General features: G+C 34.9%; 16 protein-coding genes and 4 pseudogenes. 16 read left to right on the top strand and 4 right to left on the bottom strand.

All coding sequences use genetic code 11. The features are described from left to right. The 4 genes and pseudogenes from COO03_RS27780 to COO03_RS19775 form a co-directional block, all read left to right on the top strand. A pseudogene (locus tag COO03_RS27780) lies at positions 1-1,277 on the top strand (IS200/IS605 family accessory protein TnpB-related protein); the annotation flags it as partial. Positions 1,278-1,553: 276 nt separating this feature from the next. Continuing rightward, a pseudogene (locus COO03_RS19785) lies at positions 1,554-2,024 on the top strand (undecaprenyl-diphosphatase); the annotation flags it as partial. Between the two features lie 337 nt (positions 2,025-2,361). Continuing rightward, positions 2,362-2,518 (top strand): annotated as a pseudogene (locus COO03_RS19780) (DUF441 family protein); the annotation flags it as partial. A 13-nt stretch (positions 2,519-2,531) separates the two neighbouring features. Further along, positions 2,532-3,596, top strand: coding sequence for an alpha/beta hydrolase (locus COO03_RS19775; protein ID WP_097898801.1), 1,065 nt, complete (start codon positions 2,532-2,534; stop codon positions 3,594-3,596). Positions 3,597-3,692: 96 nt separating this feature from the next. On the opposite strand, the gene COO03_RS27775 is transcribed toward COO03_RS19775, so the two are convergent. Together COO03_RS27775 and COO03_RS19765 are read right to left on the bottom strand one after the other, a co-directional pair. Next, positions 3,693-4,169, bottom strand: a complete 477-nt coding sequence (locus tag COO03_RS27775) for a CBO0543 family protein (protein WP_230322553.1) — start codon at positions 4,167-4,169, stop codon at positions 3,693-3,695. Further along, complete coding sequence (locus COO03_RS19765) at positions 4,066-5,256, bottom strand: DUF2515 domain-containing protein (protein ID WP_097898799.1); 1,191 nt, start codon at positions 5,254-5,256, stop codon at positions 4,066-4,068. The genes COO03_RS27775 and COO03_RS19765 overlap by 104 nt, the downstream gene beginning before the upstream one ends. A gap of 244 nt (positions 5,257-5,500) precedes the next feature. Here COO03_RS19765 and COO03_RS19760 point away from each other — a divergent pair, with 244 nt between their 5' ends. The 3 genes from COO03_RS19760 (at position 5,501) to COO03_RS19750 (ending at position 7,925) form a co-directional block, all read left to right on the top strand. After that, a complete protein-coding gene (locus tag COO03_RS19760; RefSeq protein ID WP_097898798.1) occupies positions 5,501-5,890 on the top strand; it encodes a VOC family protein in 390 nt (129 codons plus the stop codon). A 207-nt stretch (positions 5,891-6,097) separates the two neighbouring features. After that, positions 6,098-7,330, top strand: a complete 1,233-nt coding sequence (gene pepT, locus COO03_RS19755; protein ID WP_097898797.1) for a peptidase T — start codon at positions 6,098-6,100, stop codon at positions 7,328-7,330. A 289-nt stretch (positions 7,331-7,619) separates the two neighbouring features. After that, positions 7,620-7,925 carry a metal-sensing transcriptional repressor gene (locus COO03_RS19750; protein WP_097898796.1) on the top strand — a complete coding sequence of 102 codons (306 nt, stop codon included), beginning with the start codon at positions 7,620-7,622 and terminating at the stop codon, positions 7,923-7,925. 222 nt (positions 7,926-8,147) lie between these two features. On the opposite strand, the gene COO03_RS19745 is transcribed toward COO03_RS19750, so the two are convergent. Together COO03_RS19745 and COO03_RS19740 are read right to left on the bottom strand one after the other, a co-directional pair. After that, positions 8,148-8,420, bottom strand: coding sequence for an HU family DNA-binding protein (locus COO03_RS19745; RefSeq protein WP_003199316.1), 273 nt, complete (start codon positions 8,418-8,420; stop codon positions 8,148-8,150). A 364-nt stretch (positions 8,421-8,784) separates the two neighbouring features. Continuing rightward, positions 8,785-9,600, bottom strand: a complete 816-nt coding sequence (locus COO03_RS19740) for a formate/nitrite transporter family protein (RefSeq protein WP_097898795.1) — start codon at positions 9,598-9,600, stop codon at positions 8,785-8,787. A gap of 439 nt (positions 9,601-10,039) precedes the next feature. Here COO03_RS19740 and COO03_RS19735 point away from each other — a divergent pair. The 9 genes and pseudogenes from COO03_RS19735 to COO03_RS19690 all read left to right on the top strand — a co-directional run. Beyond that, a pseudogene (locus COO03_RS19735) lies at positions 10,040-10,730 on the top strand (CsxC family protein). A gap of 136 nt (positions 10,731-10,866) precedes the next feature. Next, the gene (locus COO03_RS19730; protein WP_306620730.1) at positions 10,867-11,772 is read left to right on the top strand and encodes a BC_2427 family protein; all 906 of its coding nucleotides are present in this window, start codon (positions 10,867-10,869) and stop codon (positions 11,770-11,772) included. A gap of 61 nt (positions 11,773-11,833) precedes the next feature. Continuing rightward, positions 11,834-12,172 (top strand): hypothetical protein, encoded by a 339-nt coding sequence (locus COO03_RS19725; protein WP_141523114.1) that lies wholly within the window; start codon positions 11,834-11,836, stop codon positions 12,170-12,172. Positions 12,173-12,489: 317 nt separating this feature from the next. Beyond that, positions 12,490-13,032 (top strand): DUF420 domain-containing protein, encoded by a 543-nt coding sequence (locus COO03_RS19715; protein WP_097898793.1) that lies wholly within the window; start codon positions 12,490-12,492, stop codon positions 13,030-13,032. A gap of 115 nt (positions 13,033-13,147) precedes the next feature. Beyond that, positions 13,148-14,311 carry an iron-containing alcohol dehydrogenase gene (locus tag COO03_RS19710; RefSeq protein WP_097898792.1) on the top strand — a complete coding sequence of 388 codons (1,164 nt, stop codon included), beginning with the start codon at positions 13,148-13,150 and terminating at the stop codon, positions 14,309-14,311. A 158-nt stretch (positions 14,312-14,469) separates the two neighbouring features. Beyond that, complete coding sequence (locus tag COO03_RS19705; RefSeq protein WP_097898791.1) at positions 14,470-15,222, top strand: DeoR/GlpR family DNA-binding transcription regulator; 753 nt, start codon at positions 14,470-14,472, stop codon at positions 15,220-15,222. Further along, a complete protein-coding gene (gene pfkB / locus COO03_RS19700) occupies positions 15,219-16,130 on the top strand; it encodes a 1-phosphofructokinase (protein WP_097898790.1) in 912 nt (303 codons plus the stop codon). Before COO03_RS19705 ends, pfkB begins: the two co-directional genes overlap by 4 nt. A gap of 12 nt (positions 16,131-16,142) precedes the next feature. Beyond that, entirely contained in the window at positions 16,143-17,999 is a 1,857-nt protein-coding gene (locus tag COO03_RS19695; protein WP_097898789.1) for a PTS fructose transporter subunit IIABC, read from the top strand. Between the two features lie 352 nt (positions 18,000-18,351). After that, positions 18,352-18,950: SH3 domain-containing protein (locus COO03_RS19690; RefSeq protein WP_097898788.1), on the top strand; the 599-nt coding region annotated here is incomplete at its 3' end.

Genomic DNA, 18,950 nt, shown 5'->3' with positions numbered 1-18,950 from the left:
CGGACAAAGCTTCGTAAAATTAAACAAAGTTGCGTAAAAGGAAGGATTACGTTCCCAAAAAACGCCCGCTTTTCGAAGCACAACCAGATCATCTCCTTGTCCCGTAAAAAGGATACATTGATTTGGCTGAATGAATATCTGTTTGAACACCAGTACTTAGATGTTCAAATCAAAAGGGTTCAGGTAAAAATCGGCCGTTTGACTCATCGGCAATACCGTTTAAAGCAGAAGCTTGAATCGTATCAAACGCATATTCCGAGTGCGGTGTTTGGAAGTAAAAAATTGTTTCGGTCTCAATTTACAATCGATGAGTTCGTGCAGAACCATGACAAATGGAAAACTTTATTTTCTCGTGCACGAAATAAACAACTTACACTATCTGGTCGTAAAGATGCCAAACATGGAAATTTTGTATTTCAATATGTGATGGAGAAACAGGAATTATGGATGACGACAAGTACAGGAAAACTAGTTATGCTTCCAGCTGTCACATTCCCGTATGGACAAGAAATCATTAAGGAAGTGATCACAAACCAAGTACAGTGTAAGAATAAGAAAAAGCATGGAAAACCGATTGCGTGGTCTGTTGAAGACCATGGTGAGTATTACATTGTAAAGTGTTTAGTCGATGTACCGGAAAACCCTCACACGAATTACAGTAAAGCGGATGGTGTCATTGGTGTAGATTGTAACCTAGACCACTTTGCATGGACGCATGTAACGGAGGATGGAAATTATAAAGGGAGTGGTTCTTTCCATTTTTCAGTTATTGGAAAAACAACTGGACAAATCACAAAGATAATCGAAGCAGAAGTTATTGGCTTAGTTGACTTAGCAGTACGGTATAATAAACCGATTATCATAGAAAAGTTAGATACCACAAGATCTAAGACAGGAGATCGGTACGGAAATAAGCGAGCGAATCAGATGAAAAGCCTGTTTGCTTATGCGAAGATGACAAGCGCGATCCTGAATCGCGCGGATAAAATGGACGTGGCTGTCTTTCAAGTCAATCCAGCTTACACTTCTATCTCAGGAAAGATGAAATATATGCGAAAACTCGGGATATCTATTCATCAATCNNTCAGCCTTATATTCTAAAGAGAGAAGCGCACCACTGGAGTCATTGGCATCAATTAAACAATCGACTGGACATTCGTACCCATCATTTCTATCAGTTATATAATGTAAATCAGCCGAAAGAGGCATTACAAATCGCGCGGTTAGACTTACTTGAAGGTGAAAAGAAAAAACTAGCAAAAATGTTTGTATCATGAAAAAGCACCCATTGTCCCAGTCTCTTACGCTTGTTACCAGAGCAGATAACAGGTCTAGGAACTGGATGCATGACAAGGTGGTCTTCTCCTCGATATAGGAAGAAAGTGGCTATACCTTTTTTGTTTTCCTCGGAAGACAGAAAAAGGTCGTCTTGCCTAAGGACACTACTGAATTTCTAAATCGTTGTATCCTTTTTGTTGAACGGGAGGAAGTGTTTTTGCGAGAGCAGAAACAGTAGAATCCCCCACCTCAAGCTCATGTAGAGGTAGGTGGGGGTAGTTCAATGGTTTACTGGATCTAGAAAAAACAGGATGATGGTTATTCAAGCGATGGTTGCTTTCGTCACTGCTGAGATAATCGGAAAAATAGCAGGGGAATTTTATTCGAATTATCAACCATTTGCAGTACTGCCTGATGTTAATAAACTTGTCAATCATGCTGTAGATAATTCATTTCCCAGTGACCATACGATTCTGTTTTTTTCAATTTGTTTCTCATTTTGGCTTGTCCGCAAAAAGACTGGGTGGCTGTGGCTGGTGCTTGCATTCTGTGTAGCTATCTCTCGTATTTGGGTAGGGGTTCATTATCCTTTCGATGTTGCAATAGGGGCTTTAATAGGAAGTATTTCAGCGTTATTTTCATATTGGCTAACAACGAAATTTTCTTTTATTAAACAATTACTTACTTTATATGAAAGAGTAGAGCAACATGTTTTACCATCAAAAAACAAATCGAAAGGATTTTGAGTATACATAGTTGCAAAAAAAGAATTACATATTATAGAAATCGAAATAAAAAAACTACCTTTAACTGCAATGATTTTTACAGGGATTTTATCAATTAGCGTTACTAATCAATCTATTGAAAAACAGGAAGCTAAAGCTATTCAACTTTTTTCAGCTCATGGAGAAACTATTTAATTGAAAAAGAAAGAGAGTCCCTTTTTGGAAAAAGGGACTCTCTTTTTCTGTTTTTTTACAAATATCACACAAATACCACATATTTCCTGGTTATCTTTATATAAGGAAAGTTCTAGCAGGCAATCTTTCTTGAGGTGAAGACTACATATAAAGGAGGTTTCAAATAGGATCCATTTTTATAGGCTTCATTGTGTCATATATAGGAGGAAAAGGCGTAGGAGTCTTAGTAGGAACTCTTGTTGCGGTACTATTTATAAAGGGATTACCAGCTTGGGTAAATTATTGCAGCGGGTATGATAGCAATTATTTCAAAGAGATGAAAGGGAGTTTTTAATGAAAAGAAAATGGATATATATTATTTCAGTAGGAATTATTTTTATGACGCTTATGTCTGGTTGTTCTAGCATAAAAGAAACCTCTCAAAAGACTCCGACTTCTAAAGTAGTAAAACAAGAATTAGAAATTCAACAAGGAGAAGAAAAATTGTTTTTGCTCCATAAAAGTTTAGAACATAAAAAACAGTATACATCTGATGAAATTGTTTTATTTTTAGAACCGTTTAGTGTGCCTACAGCGGAAGCATTTGATGTGCCAAAATATTCGTGGATGGATGAGTATGCTAAAAAAGGATATGATACTTGGGCCATGGATTTCCGAGGATTTGGTCATTCTTCTCGCCCTAAAGAAATGTCAGAACCTCCTTCCCAAAACCGTCCGGTTATTCATTTGAATGATGCAACTAAGGATCTAGAAACAGTTGTAAATTGGATCAAAAAGAAGAGGGATGTAAAAAAAATTCATATTGTTGGATGGTCATATGGAGGCGTTGTCGCTGGAAATTATGCGATATCCCATCCTCAAGATATTAATAAACTTGTTTTATACGGATATATGCATGGGTTCATACTTCCTATGATGACAAAACCTCTTGAAAATCCATCACAACCTAATCAATTTAATCCTGAAGCATCAGCCTATCAAATGGTGGACTTTGATAAAGGAATGCACCATTGGCATATGATGATGGGACAGAAAAAAATCGTTACAAATGAAGCAATGGATGCCGTAAAACAAGTGTTTATCAGTTCGGATCCTATGAGTAAGAAGAATAATCAAACTATTCGCCGCCCAATTGGTCCACTAGAGGATTTATTTTACATTTGGAAAAATCAACCTCTATATGATGTATCTAAAATTACCGTTCCAGTACTTGTCATTTATGGAGAAGATGACATATTTGCAGATCGAAATGTGATGTCGAAATTAACAGGTACAGAGCAAAAAAAAGAAGTGGTAATTCCTGATGCAACACATTGGGCTGTTTATGAAAAGAATCGTAATACGCTATTCTCACAAACACTACAGTTTATGCAAGGAAAGGGAGAAACAGCAGAATGAAAAAGAGCATAACAATCTTAGGTGCTACCTTACGTGATTGAAGAAATTGTAAAAAAATATTTACTGTGAAGCAATATGTGAAAAGAGTTTGTTTTATTATCGCAGCCACTGATAAAATTTCCATATAAAAAACATGAAAATCATATATCCAAACAAAGAATATGTATGATACCAGTTTTCACTATGAGTGAACAATCCTAAACTTTCGGTGATTTGTTCGGTTATGCTCGCGCAAATTCCAATTAAAATAATAAATAGAATTCTTGAAAATGTAGACAACATCTTTGCAATATGTAAAAAGAGAGCAGTAAAGCTCGGTAATATTAATAATGTAAAAGCAATGTTGATTGTAAATATAGTAGGGAATGGCCTTACTGGGAAGGCATACATTTGTTTACTGACAAATAGGAAGTCTAAATATGTTCCGATGAAACAGGAGAGAATGATCGTGACGACAAACGCTAGATGATTACTCTTCTGTTTCTTTTTCTCTGAGAAGGATATTTTTCTTTGCGAGAATGGCAAGTTCAATTTTTTCAAGCGTTTTGCAATAGTCATTCTCAATCTTTCCATTACTATTTTCTCCTTTATCAATTAAATAGTCCACGATGTGCCAATCTTCAAACCAGTCTTCTTTTTCCGCTTCTGTATGTTTAAAGTCTTTCCAAGCGTAAAGTAATGCTGGACTGTATAAACGATCTGCATCTTTTCGTAATTGACATTTTTTTATTCTACGTCGATAAAACTCACGGGAAAAGGATTCGTTTACACTAGAAAATAAATGAGGCCAGTAATCTTTTCGCGATCCAGTATGTGGATGATCATGAGCCCAATGTATCACTTTAGGTAAAATATGTTCGTTACGAAATAACAATGAGTATAACCGTTTGCCGAGCAGAATCCGCTCATGCACGGAAGTGAAATGTTTCATTGTATCACCAAATAGTAATATTTTTTGCTTAGTCTCATCTTCATAGAATGGAAAAAGGATGTGATTAAAAAGGAAGAAGTCAAAGAGTTTAAATCCAACGCTATTTAGTACCGTCTTTTTAAAATGAGCATTTTGTATTACCCTTTTTTCTAAATAACTTTGTTCATTAATAATTGTCGCGATGGCTAATGTATAGCAATTGCCTGTTCGCCAAAAAAAGTTCCACATTGTTTCCATAAATGTTGATACATTGAGATATGATAGAAGGTGGAATAGTCCTTTAGATTTTTGGATACTTTGTTCATATAATAAAAATTGCGGATACACATCTTGGAAGATTAACCAATTTCCGCGTTCTAAAAAAGAGAAAAAGGCAAGCTGATCTTTTTCTGATAACAGCCTTGTATATAAATCGCCTTTTAAATCTGTCATATTCCACCCACCATTACGTGATACCATATGTCCAAGCAGGGCCCAATGTATCTCAGGGTGCCGGAGGTAAAACTGATAATAAGCACGTGTCCTCGTTACATTATTTTTGTTAAGCAGTTTTGTTTGTTCTTTAATTTTATAAATGAGCATTTTCTCTTCTGTAGTTAATGTATACGTTTTAAGGGAAGGGGAATTGCTTTTACTTTTTTTCTTTAGTTCATTTTTTACCTCTAAAAGAGAAAACGGGATTGCTTTGGAAGGCTCGTTCCATTTTCTTTTTCGATTGTTTTGGTACATTCCATTTCCTCCCGTTAAGATGAATTTTAAAGTTTAGTAGAACGGTTATCACCATTTTATTACGCACATTATAAATACATGTGAACTGTTTTTAGGCGATGTAGAAAGTGTAATGCTTTTTACTCCAAGCACGATTACCCTTTTGTGCTACTTCATTTTCATACGAATGAGGGATTTAATAAATGCGGGACTCATTTATATTAATAGATAAGAGCATAATGATATTTTATAGGGAGGGGAATGTATGAAGAATTGGGTTCAGTTTAGAATTGCACGCCCGACAGATAAATTTGAAGAAGTTATCACATTTTATGAAGAAGGACTAGGTTTAAAACGTATAGGTGAGTTTCATAATCATGAAGGGTATGATGGAATTATGTTTGGATTACCTGATGCAGAATATCATTTAGAGTTTACAAGGCATATGAATGGTAGTCCATGCCCAGCTCCAACAAAGGATAATTTACTTGTATTTTATATGCCTAATAAAGCTGAAATTGAAAAAGTAAATAGTAGGTTACATGCAATGGGCTATGATGAAGTTGAGCCAGAAAATCCGTACTGGAAAGAAAAAGGTATTACAATAGAAGATCCGGATGGATGGAGAATCGTACTCATGCATATAGAGAAATAAAAACAGCGTAGGTATAAAAATCTGAGGTCGTTTTTGTCAGCTTTCGCTTCCATATCTAATTTTTAATTATGAATCGAAACCGTTCTCATTGTCAGACCTATTTTTAGTGAATCGTGTGAAAATGATGCTATTACAGTCAAAAAAGTTAAAATGTTTCGGTTTAAGGATTATAATAAAGAGAGATTTATGAAAAGGGAGTGAACGAATTTGAAACAAGAAATTATAGAAAGATTTACGAGATATGTGAAGGTAGATACACAATCGAATGAAGAAAGCCAGACAGTACCATCAACACCTGGACAAATTGAGTTCGGGAAATTACTAGTTGAAGAATTAAAACAAATTGGTTTGACAGAAGTAACGATGGATGACAATGGCTATGTAATGGCAACACTTCCTGCGAATACGGGTAAAGATGTTCCTGTAATTGGCTTTTTAGCTCACTTAGATACAGCGACTGATTTTACAGGAAAGAATGTGAAACCGCAAATTCACGAAAATTTTGATGGTAAGGCCATTACGTTGAACCAAGAATTAAATGTAATTTTAACGCCGGAGTTATTCCCAGAACTACCATCATATAAGGATCATACTTTAATTACGACTGATGGAACAACACTTCTTGGTGCAGATGATAAAGCTGGTATTACAGAAATTATGACTGCCATGAATTACTTATTACATAACCCACAAATTAAACATGGGAAGATTAGAGTAGCATTTACGCCTGATGAGGAAATCGGTCGTGGCCCATCTCATTTTGATGTGAAAGCTTTTGGAGCGTCTTTTGCTTATACAATGGACGGAGGTCCACTCGGGGGGCTAGAGTATGAAAGCTTCAACGCAGCAAGCGCAAAGTTAATTTTTAAAGGAAATAATACGCATCCTGGCACAGCAAAAAATAAAATGCTCAATGCAAGTAAGTTAGCAATGGAATTTCATGGACAGTTACCAGCAGAAGAGGCACCAGAATATACAGAGGGACATGAAGGCTTTTATCACCTTATTTCTGTAAATGGTGATGTTGAGCAAAGTAAATCTCATTACATTATTCGAGATTTTGACCGTGATAACTTCGAGGCTCGTAAAGATAAAATCACGAATATTACAAAACAGATGCAAGAAAAATATGGTGAAGAAAATATTATTCTTGAGATAAAAGATCAATATTACAATATGCTTGAGAAAATTGAACCAGTTAGAGAAATTGTTGATATTGCTTATGAGGCAATGAAAAACTTAGATATCGAGCCAAATATCCAACCAATCCGCGGGGGAACAGATGGATCTCAATTATCATATATGGGCTTGCCAACACCAAATATTTTTACTGGCGGGGAAAACTACCACGGTAAATTTGAGTATGTTTCTGTAGATAATATGGAAAAGGCTGTTCAAGTGATTATAGAAATAGTACGCCTATTTGAAGAACAGGCATAAAAAAGAAATCCAGATAGTAATAAATTGCTATCTGGATTTTTTTACTTGTTGTTGAATTGTAAAGGTTTATGAAAGTGAACTTGTGTGGGAATTGCTTTCAAGGTTTAGTATAAGTTAAGAAGATCATGGTACTTTGTAGTGGATTTTGATATAGAGTATATCCATATGTATATTTTATGTTATAAATGTTATACTCCGATTAGATGTTATTACATATAGATAGAATTTGAATAGATTTGTTATAAATATCTATTTGTTAATACGGTAGAAATTTTAAGAAGGTGATAAAATGAATCATAAAGAAAATGAAAAGGCTACTACTCATCGATCGGATAAAGAAAAAGAACAAATCATGAATAGATTAAAGAGAATTGAAGGGCAAGTGCGTGGTATCCAGAACATGGTCGAAAATGATCGCTATTGTGTTGATATTTTAGTGCAAATTTCAGCTATTAATGCAGCGATGAAGAAGGTTGGAATGGGGATACTTAAAAATCATACGAATCATTGTGTTTCTAGTGCTATTAAAGATGGTAATGGAGACGAAGCAATTGAAGAATTAATGACGGTGTTTGAACGATTTTCAAAAGCGTAATGGAACAAGCTAGTATCTCATCTAGCTTGTTTTTTTATTTAATTCTAGTAAACGTACCGGGGAATGTTATTTATAATAGGATTCATTTCATCAATTAGAGAGTACAAGAGAGTAGTATAATTTTTACATGAATTTAGAAAGCATTAGGATAGAAGTGATTTTTTAGAAAGAGTCTCAAAATAAAAAAAACAGCTTTCTCGTTTATGAGAAAGCTGTTTTTTATTATTTTACTGCTTCTTTTAATTCTTTACCAGCTTTAAAAGCAGGTACTTTTGAAGCTGCGATTTGCATTTCTTCACCTGTTTGTGGGTTACGGCCTGTACGAGCAGCTCTTTCACGAACTTCAAATGTACCGAATCCGATAAGTTGTACTTTTTCACCAGCAGCTAAAGTGTTTGTGATTGATTCTACTACAGATTGTACAACTACAGTAGCTTCTTTTTGAGAAATTTCAGCTGTTTGTGCTACATTTTTAATTAATTCAGTTTTATTCATTTCTTCACCTCATATGTAATACTATTTAAGTTGTTATTATAACGTATAAAAGTGTAGAGAACAAGTGTACGCAGGTAGATTCATAAAAAATTTGAAAAATGTATCGTACACGAGTTTCGTTTTATAGAAGAAAACAACTCAAGTTTATCCATTGATAGCGAGAATTATACCATCATTGGATGAAAATGATAATCAGTTTAGAGGAAATAAAGTTTTATTTACTTTAAACTAGCTATTGTGAAATAAAAAAGAAAGGTACGTTAAATTCAAAATAGAAGCATACCTTTCTTTTTAGTCACTTGTTCATATATTGATTTTGTGTAAATCAGGTCTGATTGAGTCTGTACGACCTGTTCTTTTTATCTTAAGCAGATACAGATTTTTTCTTTAATTCAGCTGTTTCATTTTGAGGTGATAGTTGTTTTTTATAAGTTAAAAAGTAAGGTAAAGCAACAAACAGCATACCACCTACTAAATTCCCTAAGAAGACAACAATAAAATTAGGGAAGTATTCCATCCAAGTTAGATGACCAGCGAAGATAGCAGCTGGAATTACAAACATATTGGCAACAACGTGTTGAAATCCAATGGCAACAAAGGTCATGACAGGAAACCAAATGCCAATGATTTTTCCGCTAAACTCTTTACTTCCCATACTAAGCCAAACAGCTAAACAAACGAGCCAGTTACATCCAATAGCAGAGAAGAATGCTTGTACGGGTGTATCATGTAGTTTGGCTTGTGCGATAGACACGGTCTTTGCTAAAAATTGTCCTTCAGTTAATCCAACGACATGGCCAAAGAAATAAGCAACGAAAACCGCACCAATAAAATTACTAATTGTAATAATCAATAAGTTCTTTACTACTTTGGAGAAAGTAATCTTTTTTTGAAACCAAGCCATCGGTACGGTCATCATGTTACCAGTTAATAGTTCACCACCAGCAAGGATAACGAGTATAAGGCCAATAGGGAAAACAGCAGCGCCTAAAAAACTAGTAAGTGATCCAAAAGATTTTGGCATTGTTCCAATGACACGAATATCGAGTAAATATCCAAATGCTATGAAAGCGCCGCCAAAAAATCCGAGAATTAACATCGGTAGTAGTGGTAAAGATGCTTTCTTTTTACCTGAGTTGGCGGCCAACTCAGTAATTTCGTGTGGTGCATAGACAGACATAAAAAACCCCTCCATTTTATAATAATCTACATGGTTATTCATACACACTTATCTATTAATCATATGAATTTGTTCATATAGATTATACGTTATTATGTAGAATAAGCAGCCTTTTAAGAAAAATATCATAAAAATATGGTATAAAATTTGTATGATATTGTCAATCGTTAGAAGGTATGTAAGAAAAGAGATTGAGAATTCTTTTTAGGTGTATGCATATACGGGCTATCAAACGAGTTTTTAAAATAGTAGGTAAGTATTTATAAAGGCTTCTATCATATATGTAAGATTGCCTATTAAAAAGTGAATTTTATTTCTATCAATAAAATAGTAAAAGAGTCTATTACGGAAACCCACGCATTGCTATAAAAAATACATACATTATAGAGTAAAGAGTTTAAAAAACTCTAAAATTATTATAAAAAGGAGAATATTAAATATGAGTGAACAATGTCCGATTAATGTACCATGTCCAGTGAAGGGACAAACTCAAACGCCATTAACCAATGCAGCAGCACCAATTGTTACGCCAAACGCATTGATAAAAGTACCAGTTGTTTTAGCTGAGAGAACGCTTCAAATTGTTGTAGAATCGACTATTCCGTTAAATCCTCCAGCTTTCGAAATTAAACGTGTATTGAAAAATGTATTTTTAACACAATGTAAGTTAGTTCCTGCAGCTTTTACTTCAGTAGCAGGTACGAATTATCGCCGCGTTACAAGAGCAAAATTATTTGTATAAGGCTATATTCGTAAAAATATTGAATATGCATCTGATGAGTGTAATGGAACTCTAGTTGATCGTGTTGCTAATGTTAATTTTTCTGGGTTTGCCGATTTAACAGCAGGTGACTTTTTTACAGAGCTTCTAATCGCAGCTTCTTCAGAAGCTACTTCTCACTTTATTAATCCTAAGAATGGTGATTTTTCTCGATTAGATAAGTGATTTTTTTGGGAATTCGGTGTTTTATAACAAACAACCATTTTGTGAATTAATTAGTGCTAATTTCTTTGAACTTGATTTTTCACCATGCCCTACAAATTTAAATGAACCGTTTGATACACTACGTGAAAAAATTGTACTAGACCTTACTTTGCAAGTATTGCAAGTACAGCAAGTGCGAGCATAAAATAGAAAAAGACATCGTCTTTCATACAAAAGATGATGTCTTTTTTATTGTTATAAAACATATATAATGTTGAAAACGGTTGTGTATATGAAAAGAAATACATATGTTTTTTAATTCATCAGTTAGGGAGTGATTGATGATGAATAAGCCGTGGATTGATAATAAAATGGCGGAAAAATTTTTTTCTAAATATAAGGAGATTCAAGAATTGAAGAAAGAGGAGAATGAATTTCAGGAGTTGAAGAAAGAGGAGAATGAATTTCAGGAGTTGAAGAAAGAGGAAAATGAACTTCAGGAGTTGAAGAAAGAGGAGAATTCACATACTGAATTAAAAATAGGAAGTATAGTACATTCTATGGTAGTGAAAACTCCATTTTCTACTGTTGCTGAAGTGTCTAGTTTTTCAAACCCGCCTATAGTAAGTAATAAAGATGAAGAGGTATTTGTATTTCATAGCGAAACGAATAAAGTGTTTTATGAGTTAGATACAAAGTTGTTAGCTACAGTACATCATTATTATGAAGAGCCCTATTGTTGTTTAGTTTCTTCAAAGCTTTTTGAAAAGAGGGTACTTCTAGAGGGTCCTAGTCAGGAAGACGTTAGGTATATTGAAAATGATAGTATGGAACAGTCTTTGTGGGTTCCTATGCACAATTTGATATCAAAACAGAGAAAAGATAACAAATCCAGTGATTATATAACGACGAAATTACCAATAGAAATAGGAAAATACAAAACTGAGATTAGTTTGCAAGAAATAGTAATGTTTAAGGAAAAAGTCACAAGAATTAAAAGGGTTTCACAGGAGATTATTTTGACAGAAAGTAAAGTCTTACTATCAGAAGCTATAAATGCAAAACAGAATCCGGTAACGGTTGAAAAAGGGATTTTACTTGTGGAAGGTTATGTTTTACAGCGTATTGAGTATACCGTAGAGAAAAATACGCCTCAGAAAAAAATGTACCATTTAATGCAAAATATGGTACTGGAGTTAATCGTTCAAGTATTACAGGAGCAAGATGTACAAGTGGAAATCATATAATCACTATTTACACAGTGTATATAAAACATTTTTCTTGACTTTTTATACAAAGGCGAGGAAAATGGTAAAAAAGAAAGGGGGGATGATGATGGAAGAGTACGTATTAGATCTTTATAATTTTTTATATACGACAGATTGGCAAGATATTGTTTCGTTTCTCGGGATATTATTTTGTATGAAAGTTGTCATTGTATATATAGAAGAGCAAGGTATGTTCTATTCTTTCTCATCCCCATCTGATTTACAACGGGAGCCGTTACTAAGCTATGCCAATATAAATTACGAAGAACTTCCGTTTGTTACATTCTTTATGATTCGTTTTATAACAGCGATTGTAAAGAAAAAAGAAGGCGAGGAAGAAGATTGTTATCCAACTTGTTATATAGCACATGTATTATAAGCTAAATACAAGGAGGAGATTTATATGTGGATTCGATTTTTTATGATTGGTTTCTTTTCATTAACAGCAATTTCATTAATGGGATATCAAGTGTCTGAAATTTTTCAAGCATATAGCGATCTGTTTTTTAACAAAAACTAATCGCGTTGCTATTTCAATAATAAAGCGATAAAATCCTTCTTAAGAAGTATAGTTAAGGAGGATTTTTTCTTTGCTTGACCTTACTGTGTCAAACTATTGTCACATTTTCACTGTGAATAATATGTTAAAATAGTGAGGTTAATTATACATATGTGGAAGAAGAAGGAGTGAACAATTTGGTGGATCATTCAACAAATCAGAAAAGCTATGCTCCTATTGTGATAACGCTTTCTGTAATTGTCAATGCGATTATTTTATTTTTGTTTTTTGGACCTGTTGGTTACAAAGGAGAAGTACATTTTGACGTAACAATTTTGCCGTTGTTAAATGCAATTTTTAATAGCTTTACATTTGTATTTTTAGTGGCAGCTTTGTTCTCTATTATTAAAAAAAATGTGAAAATGCACCGCGGTTTTATTCTTGCAGCATTTACAACAACATTGTTATTTTGTGTTTCATATTTAACGTATCATTACCTAGCGCCAGCAACGCATTTCGGTGGAGAAGGAATTATTAAATATGTGTACTTCTTTATTTTAATTACGCATATTTTTCTTGCGGCAATCATTGTACCGCTTGCGCTGTTCTCACTTGTATTTGGATTTACAAATCAATTAACACGTCATCGTAAAATTGTGCGTTGGACGATGCCAATTTGGTTATACGTAAGTCTTTCTGGTGTTATTGTTTACTTAATGATCTCACCTTATTACCAATAAAAAATCTCAGCCTCTTTGGCTGAGATTTTTTATTGGAGCAAATATTTTGGAGAAATGAGAAAAGTATGGTATACAAAAATATAGTTGCTTTTAATAAAGAAGGGTGGTTGAGAGAATGCAAAATTTTGTATTTCGTAATCCGACAAAGCTTATTTTTGGAAAAGGACAATTAGAGCAGTTAAAAAATGAAATTCCACAGTTTGGTAAAAAGGTTCTTCTCGTATACGGAGGAGGAAGTATTAAACGAAATGGTATATATGAGAATGTAATTTCTATTCTAAAAGAAATGGATGCAGAAATGTTTGAATTAACAGGTGTGGAGCCGAATCCTCGTTTGTCGACTGTAAATAAAGGAATTAAAATGTGTAAAGAAAATAGAATTGAATTTATTTTAGCGGTTGGTGGGGGAAGTGTAATTGATTGTACAAAGGCAATTGCTGCGGGGAGTAAATATGACGGAGATGTATGGGATATTGTGACAAAGAAAGCGTTCGCTAGTGAAGCTTTACCGTTTGGTACAGTACTGACTCTTGCGGCGACAGGTTCTGAAATGAATGCGGGATCCGTGATTACGAATTGGGAGACAAATGAAAAGTATGGATGGGGAAGCCCTGTTACATTCCCGCAATTTTCTATTTTAGATCCAGTCCATACAACTTCTGTACCAAGGAATCAAACAATTTATGGCATGGTTGATATTATGTCGCATGTATTGGAACAATATTTTCATCAAGGTACAAATACAGAATTACAAGATCGTTATTGCGAGTCTATTTTAAAAACGGTCATTGAAACGGCTCCCAAGCTTCTAAATGATTTGGAAAATTATGAGTATCGAGAAACGATTTTATATTGTGGAACGATGGCGTTAAACGGTATTTTAGCAATGGGTGTACGAGGAGATTGGGCAACGCACAATATTGAGCATGCTGTTTCGGCCGTGCATGACATACCACATGGCGGAGGTTTAGCAATTTTATTCCCAAATTGGATGAAACATGTTCTAGATGAAAATGTTGAGCGTTTTAAACAGTTTGCGGTGCGTGTCTTTCATGTAGAAGAGGAAGGGAAAACAGATAAGGAAATTGCCTTAGAAGGGATTGAAGCTTTACGTCAATTTTGGACGTCTATTGAAGCGCCGACTCGATTAGCTGATTATGGAATTGGAGAAGCTGAAGTCGATTTAATGGCAGATAAAGCGATGGTTTATGGTGAATTCGGTCATTTCAAAAAGTTAAATAAAGAAGACGTGGTAGCAATTTATAGAGCGTCACTATAAAGGATAAGATAATGTAAAACAGCCTTCTTGATATGCCTCAAGAAGGCTGTTTTGATTACTTTTAATCGATTTTGATCGTTTGTGATTAATTTTGAATGTTTTTGGTTGATTTTTGAATTCGTTTTCATTATACTGTAATCAAAGAAGAGGTGAATAATATGTTAACGCCTGAACGTCATCAGCTTATTTTAAAGCTTGTAAAGGAATGCAAAGTTGTGAAATTACAACAATTAGTTGAAAGAACGCAGAGTTCAGAATCAACAATTCGTCGTGATTTAGCACAACTAGAAAAGCAGCGTCTATTAAAAAGAGTGCATGGCGGAGCTGCGATATTAACCGGAAAAGGTCAAGAGCCGACAATGGTTGAAAAATCATCCAAAAACATTCAAATAAAGCAACAAATTGCAAGTTATGCTGCATCATTTGTTGAGCAAGGAGATTGTATTTATTTAGATGCGGGGAGTACAACGTTTGAAATGATTCCGTATTTAACAAATAAAGACGTTACAGTTGTTACAAATGGACTTATGCATATTGAAGCATTAGTTGAAAATAATATTCGGGCTTATTTGCTTGGTGGAATGATGAAGAGCCGAACGAAAGCTTTAATTGGTGCCATGGCACAGGAAAGTATACAGAAATATCGTTTTGATAAGTGTTTCTTAGGAGCAAATGGTGTACATGAACAACTTGGATATACAACGCCGGATCCGGAGGAAGCATTGCTGAAAAAAATGGCATTAACATTAGCAAATGAAGGTTACTTTTTAATAGATGAAAGTAAATTTTCAGAAGTTGCATTTGCGAAAATCGCGAATATCGAAGAGGCAAGGATTATTACAAATGTATTAGAAGAAGAGTTAGAAGAATATAAAAGAAAAACAAATGTAATTGAGGTTGATAAACAATGATTTATACAGTTACTTTAAATCCATCCATTGATTATGTTATCCGAGTGAATCCTTTCACGTTAGGGACAGTGAATCGGGCGGAGAAAGATATGAAATTCCCTGGAGGGAAAGGGATTAATGTTTCTCGCGTGCTTCATCGCCTTGGTGTTCAGAATACAGCTCTTGGTTTTACGGGAGGGTTTACAGGACAATTTATTAAGGAAGCTTTGCAAAGGGAAAGTGTTACAACTGATTTCGTTCAAGTAGATGGGGATTCACGAATTAACGTGAAAATAAAAGGACAGGAAGAAACAGAATTAAATGGACAAGGTCCGATTATTACGGATGAACAGTTTGACCAGCTAATGAAGAAAATTGAGAGTATGCAGGCCGGAGATTGTGTTGTATTAGCTGGTAGTATACCTTCTTCTGTTCCGAAAACATTCTATGAGACAATAGCTGCTTATGGAGTAGAGCATCGTATTCAAGTAGTTGTTGACGCGAGTGGTAGTGCCCTAGAACATGTAATTAAAAATAAACCGTTCTTAATAAAACCAAATCATCATGAACTTGGAGAACTATTCGGAGAAAAGCTTTCAACAGTGGAAGAAATTCTTCCATATGGCAAAAAATTAATTGAGCAAGGTGTACAGAATGTAATTGTTTCTATGGCAGGTGATGGTGCTTTATTATTCACAAGTGAGGGAGTATATGAAGCGACTGTTCCAAAGGGAAAAGTCATTAATTCTGTTGGAGCAGGAGATTCTCTTGTTGCAGGATTTGTAGGGATGTATGAAAAAACAAAAGATGTGATAGAAGCATTTTGTTACGGTGTTGCAACAGGGAGTGCAACAGCATTTTCTGCAGATTTGTGTACAAAAGATAAAGTGGAAGAATTATTATCCCAAGTAATCATTACAAAGCGGTAGGGGGAACAGCATATGAAAATTACAGAGATTTTAAAAAGGGATACAATCATCATGGATTTGACAGCTTCAGTTAAAGAAGCTGTCATCGATGAATTAGTGGAGAAATTAGAGAAGGCAGGAAGGTTAAATAGTAGATCAGAATTTAAAGATGCTATTTTACAGCGTGAAATGCAAAGTACAACTGGAATTGGGGAAGGGATTGCTATCCCACATGCCAAAACAAAAGCGGTCAAACAACCTGCTATTTGTTTTGGTCGAAGTGTAAGCGGTATCAATTATGAATCACTTGATGGACAACCTGCGCATTTATTCTTTATGATTGCTGCTAGTGAAGGGGCAAATCATATGCACTTAGAAACTTTATCCCGTTTATCTACGTTACTAATGGATGAGAAGTTTCGGAAACAACTTTTAGAAGCTACAAGTAAAGAAGCAATCCTTCGTTTGTTTGATGAAAAAGAGAATGAACAAGAAGTGCAAAATGAGACAGTAAAGCCTGAGGGAAATGAACCATACGTGTTAGCTGTCACAGCGTGTCCGACTGGTATCGCTCACACATATATGGCTGCAGATAGCTTAAAAGCAAAAGCAGCAGAATTAGGAGTTGCGATTAAGGTAGAAACAAATGGGTCAACTGGTGTGAAAAATGGATTAACAAAAGAGGATATTGAGCGTGCAACAGCAGTTATTGTTGCGGCGGATAAACAAGTAGAGATGAATCGTTTTGCTGGAAAGCATGTCATTCAAGTGCCAGTTGCAGATGGTATTCGAAAATCAGAACAGCTCATTCAGCGTGCTGTAAGTCAAGATGCTCCGGTTTTTAAAGGGATAAAAGAAAGTGGAAAGGCAGAGGTGACTGAAAAAGAAAAAGGATTTGGTATATACAAGCATTTAATGAATGGTGTAAGTAATATGTTACCGTTCGTAGTTGGAGGTGGGATTTTAATTGCGCTTGCGTTTTTCTTTGGTGGAATTAAAGCGGAAGGACCAATTGCGGAAGTTTTGATGAGCATTGGTGGAGGGAAAACAGGAGCGTTTGCATTCCTTGTTCCAATACTAGCAGGATTTATTGCTAGTTCTATCGCAGATCGCCCAGGATTTATGCCAGGTATTATCGGTGGTTTTTTAGCAGCGCAAGCAAATGCAGGCTTTTTAGGTGGATTAATTGCTGGTTTCTTAGCAGGATATGTTGTTCTTGGTTTAAAGAAACTATTTGCAAATTTACCAGTACAGTTAGAGGGAATTAAACCTGTTTTATTATATCCGGTATTTGGATTATTAATTACAGGTATACTCATGTTAAAAATTGTGAATCCACCTGTAGTTGCTTTAAACGAAGCATTAACGGGTTGGTTAAATGGTTTAGGCGGTACAAATGCGATATTGTTAGGACTTATTTTAGGTGGCATGATGGCTGTTGACATGGGTGGTCCGATTAATAAAGCAGCATTTACATTTGGTATTGCCGCAATTGAGGCTGGAAACTTTGGTGTGCATTCAGCTGTTATGGCGGGTGGAATGGTACCGCCGCTTGCGATTGCATTTGCAACTACATTCTTTAAAACGAAATTCACAGAAGCAGAGCGTAAGTCGGGTTTGACAAACTATATTATGGGAGCATCATTTATTACAGAAGGAGCAATACCATTTGCAGCAGCGGATCCAATCCGTGTGATTGTAAGTTGTGTTGTTGGATCGGGTCTTGCTGGTGCGTTATCGATGTTATTTGGAATTACATTACCAGCTCCTCATGGTGGGTTGTTTGTCATTATGTTAGTAAATAAACCGATGTTATATATTCTTTCTATATTAATAGGATCTATTGTATCGGCTCTTATGATAGGGATATGGAAAAAGAAAATTCAATAAGAAATCGAAAAGGACAGCTGTTTAGTAGGACAGCTGTCCTTTTCGGTTTCAAATGAATATATAATGTCTTAAATAAGACATGGTGCGGTTAAAAATCGTAATGTTCCCATGTGTATTGTAACAGAGAAGTAACACTATTATTTTTCATGTAAAATAATATTTATTCAATAAGGAGAAAGTTTCTAGTAAAACTCATACAAATACAGATAGAAATCTATTTTTTACATTCAATTTTATATTACAAACTATTAATAATTTATTACGAATGGTTTGTAATTGTGTGATTTTCTAAATTCCCAAAAAAACTGTTGCTATAATGAGGACACGAAAACAAAGCGAATGGAGGCTATTCATGAAAAAATTAATTGGTATAGCAACAGCAGCGGTTTTTGGTCTTGGGATTTTCACTACTTCTGCTAAAGCAGAAACTGTTGTAACAACGGATGTATTAAACGTACGCGAGAACCCAACTACTGAATCACAAGTTGTCGGTAAATTATTAAACGGTAATAAATTAGATGTTACAAATACAGAAAACGGATGGTCACAAATCAAATTAAATGGGAAAGACGCATTCGTAAGTTCAGATTTCACAAAAAGCATCTACTACGTAACAGCAAACGTATTAAACGTACGTGCTGAAGCAAACACGAACTCAGAAATTCTTGGTACGCTTAAGAAAGACGATATGATCGAAACAACGAACCAAGTACAAAATGGGTGGTTACAATTCGAATATAATGGAAAAACGGCTTATGTTCATGTTCCGTTCTTAACAGGTACAGCACCTGTTATTGAAAAACAAGAAACGCAGGCTCCCGCTCAAGCTGAAGCACCTGTTCAGGCAGCAGCACAAGAAAAACCTGCTACTCAAGTAAAAGCAGAGGCAACAAATGTGCCTTCTGGTGGCCGTGAGTTAACAGTTGTAGCTACAGCATATACAGCTCATCC

It is taken from the genome of Bacillus sp. AFS098217 (genome assembly GCF_002551815.1).
Classification (GTDB): Bacteria; Bacillota; Bacilli; order Bacillales; family Bacillaceae_G; genus Bacillus_A.
The sequence above is the reverse complement of the archived record's forward strand: the minus strand, read 5'-3'. Positions and strand labels throughout refer to the sequence as shown.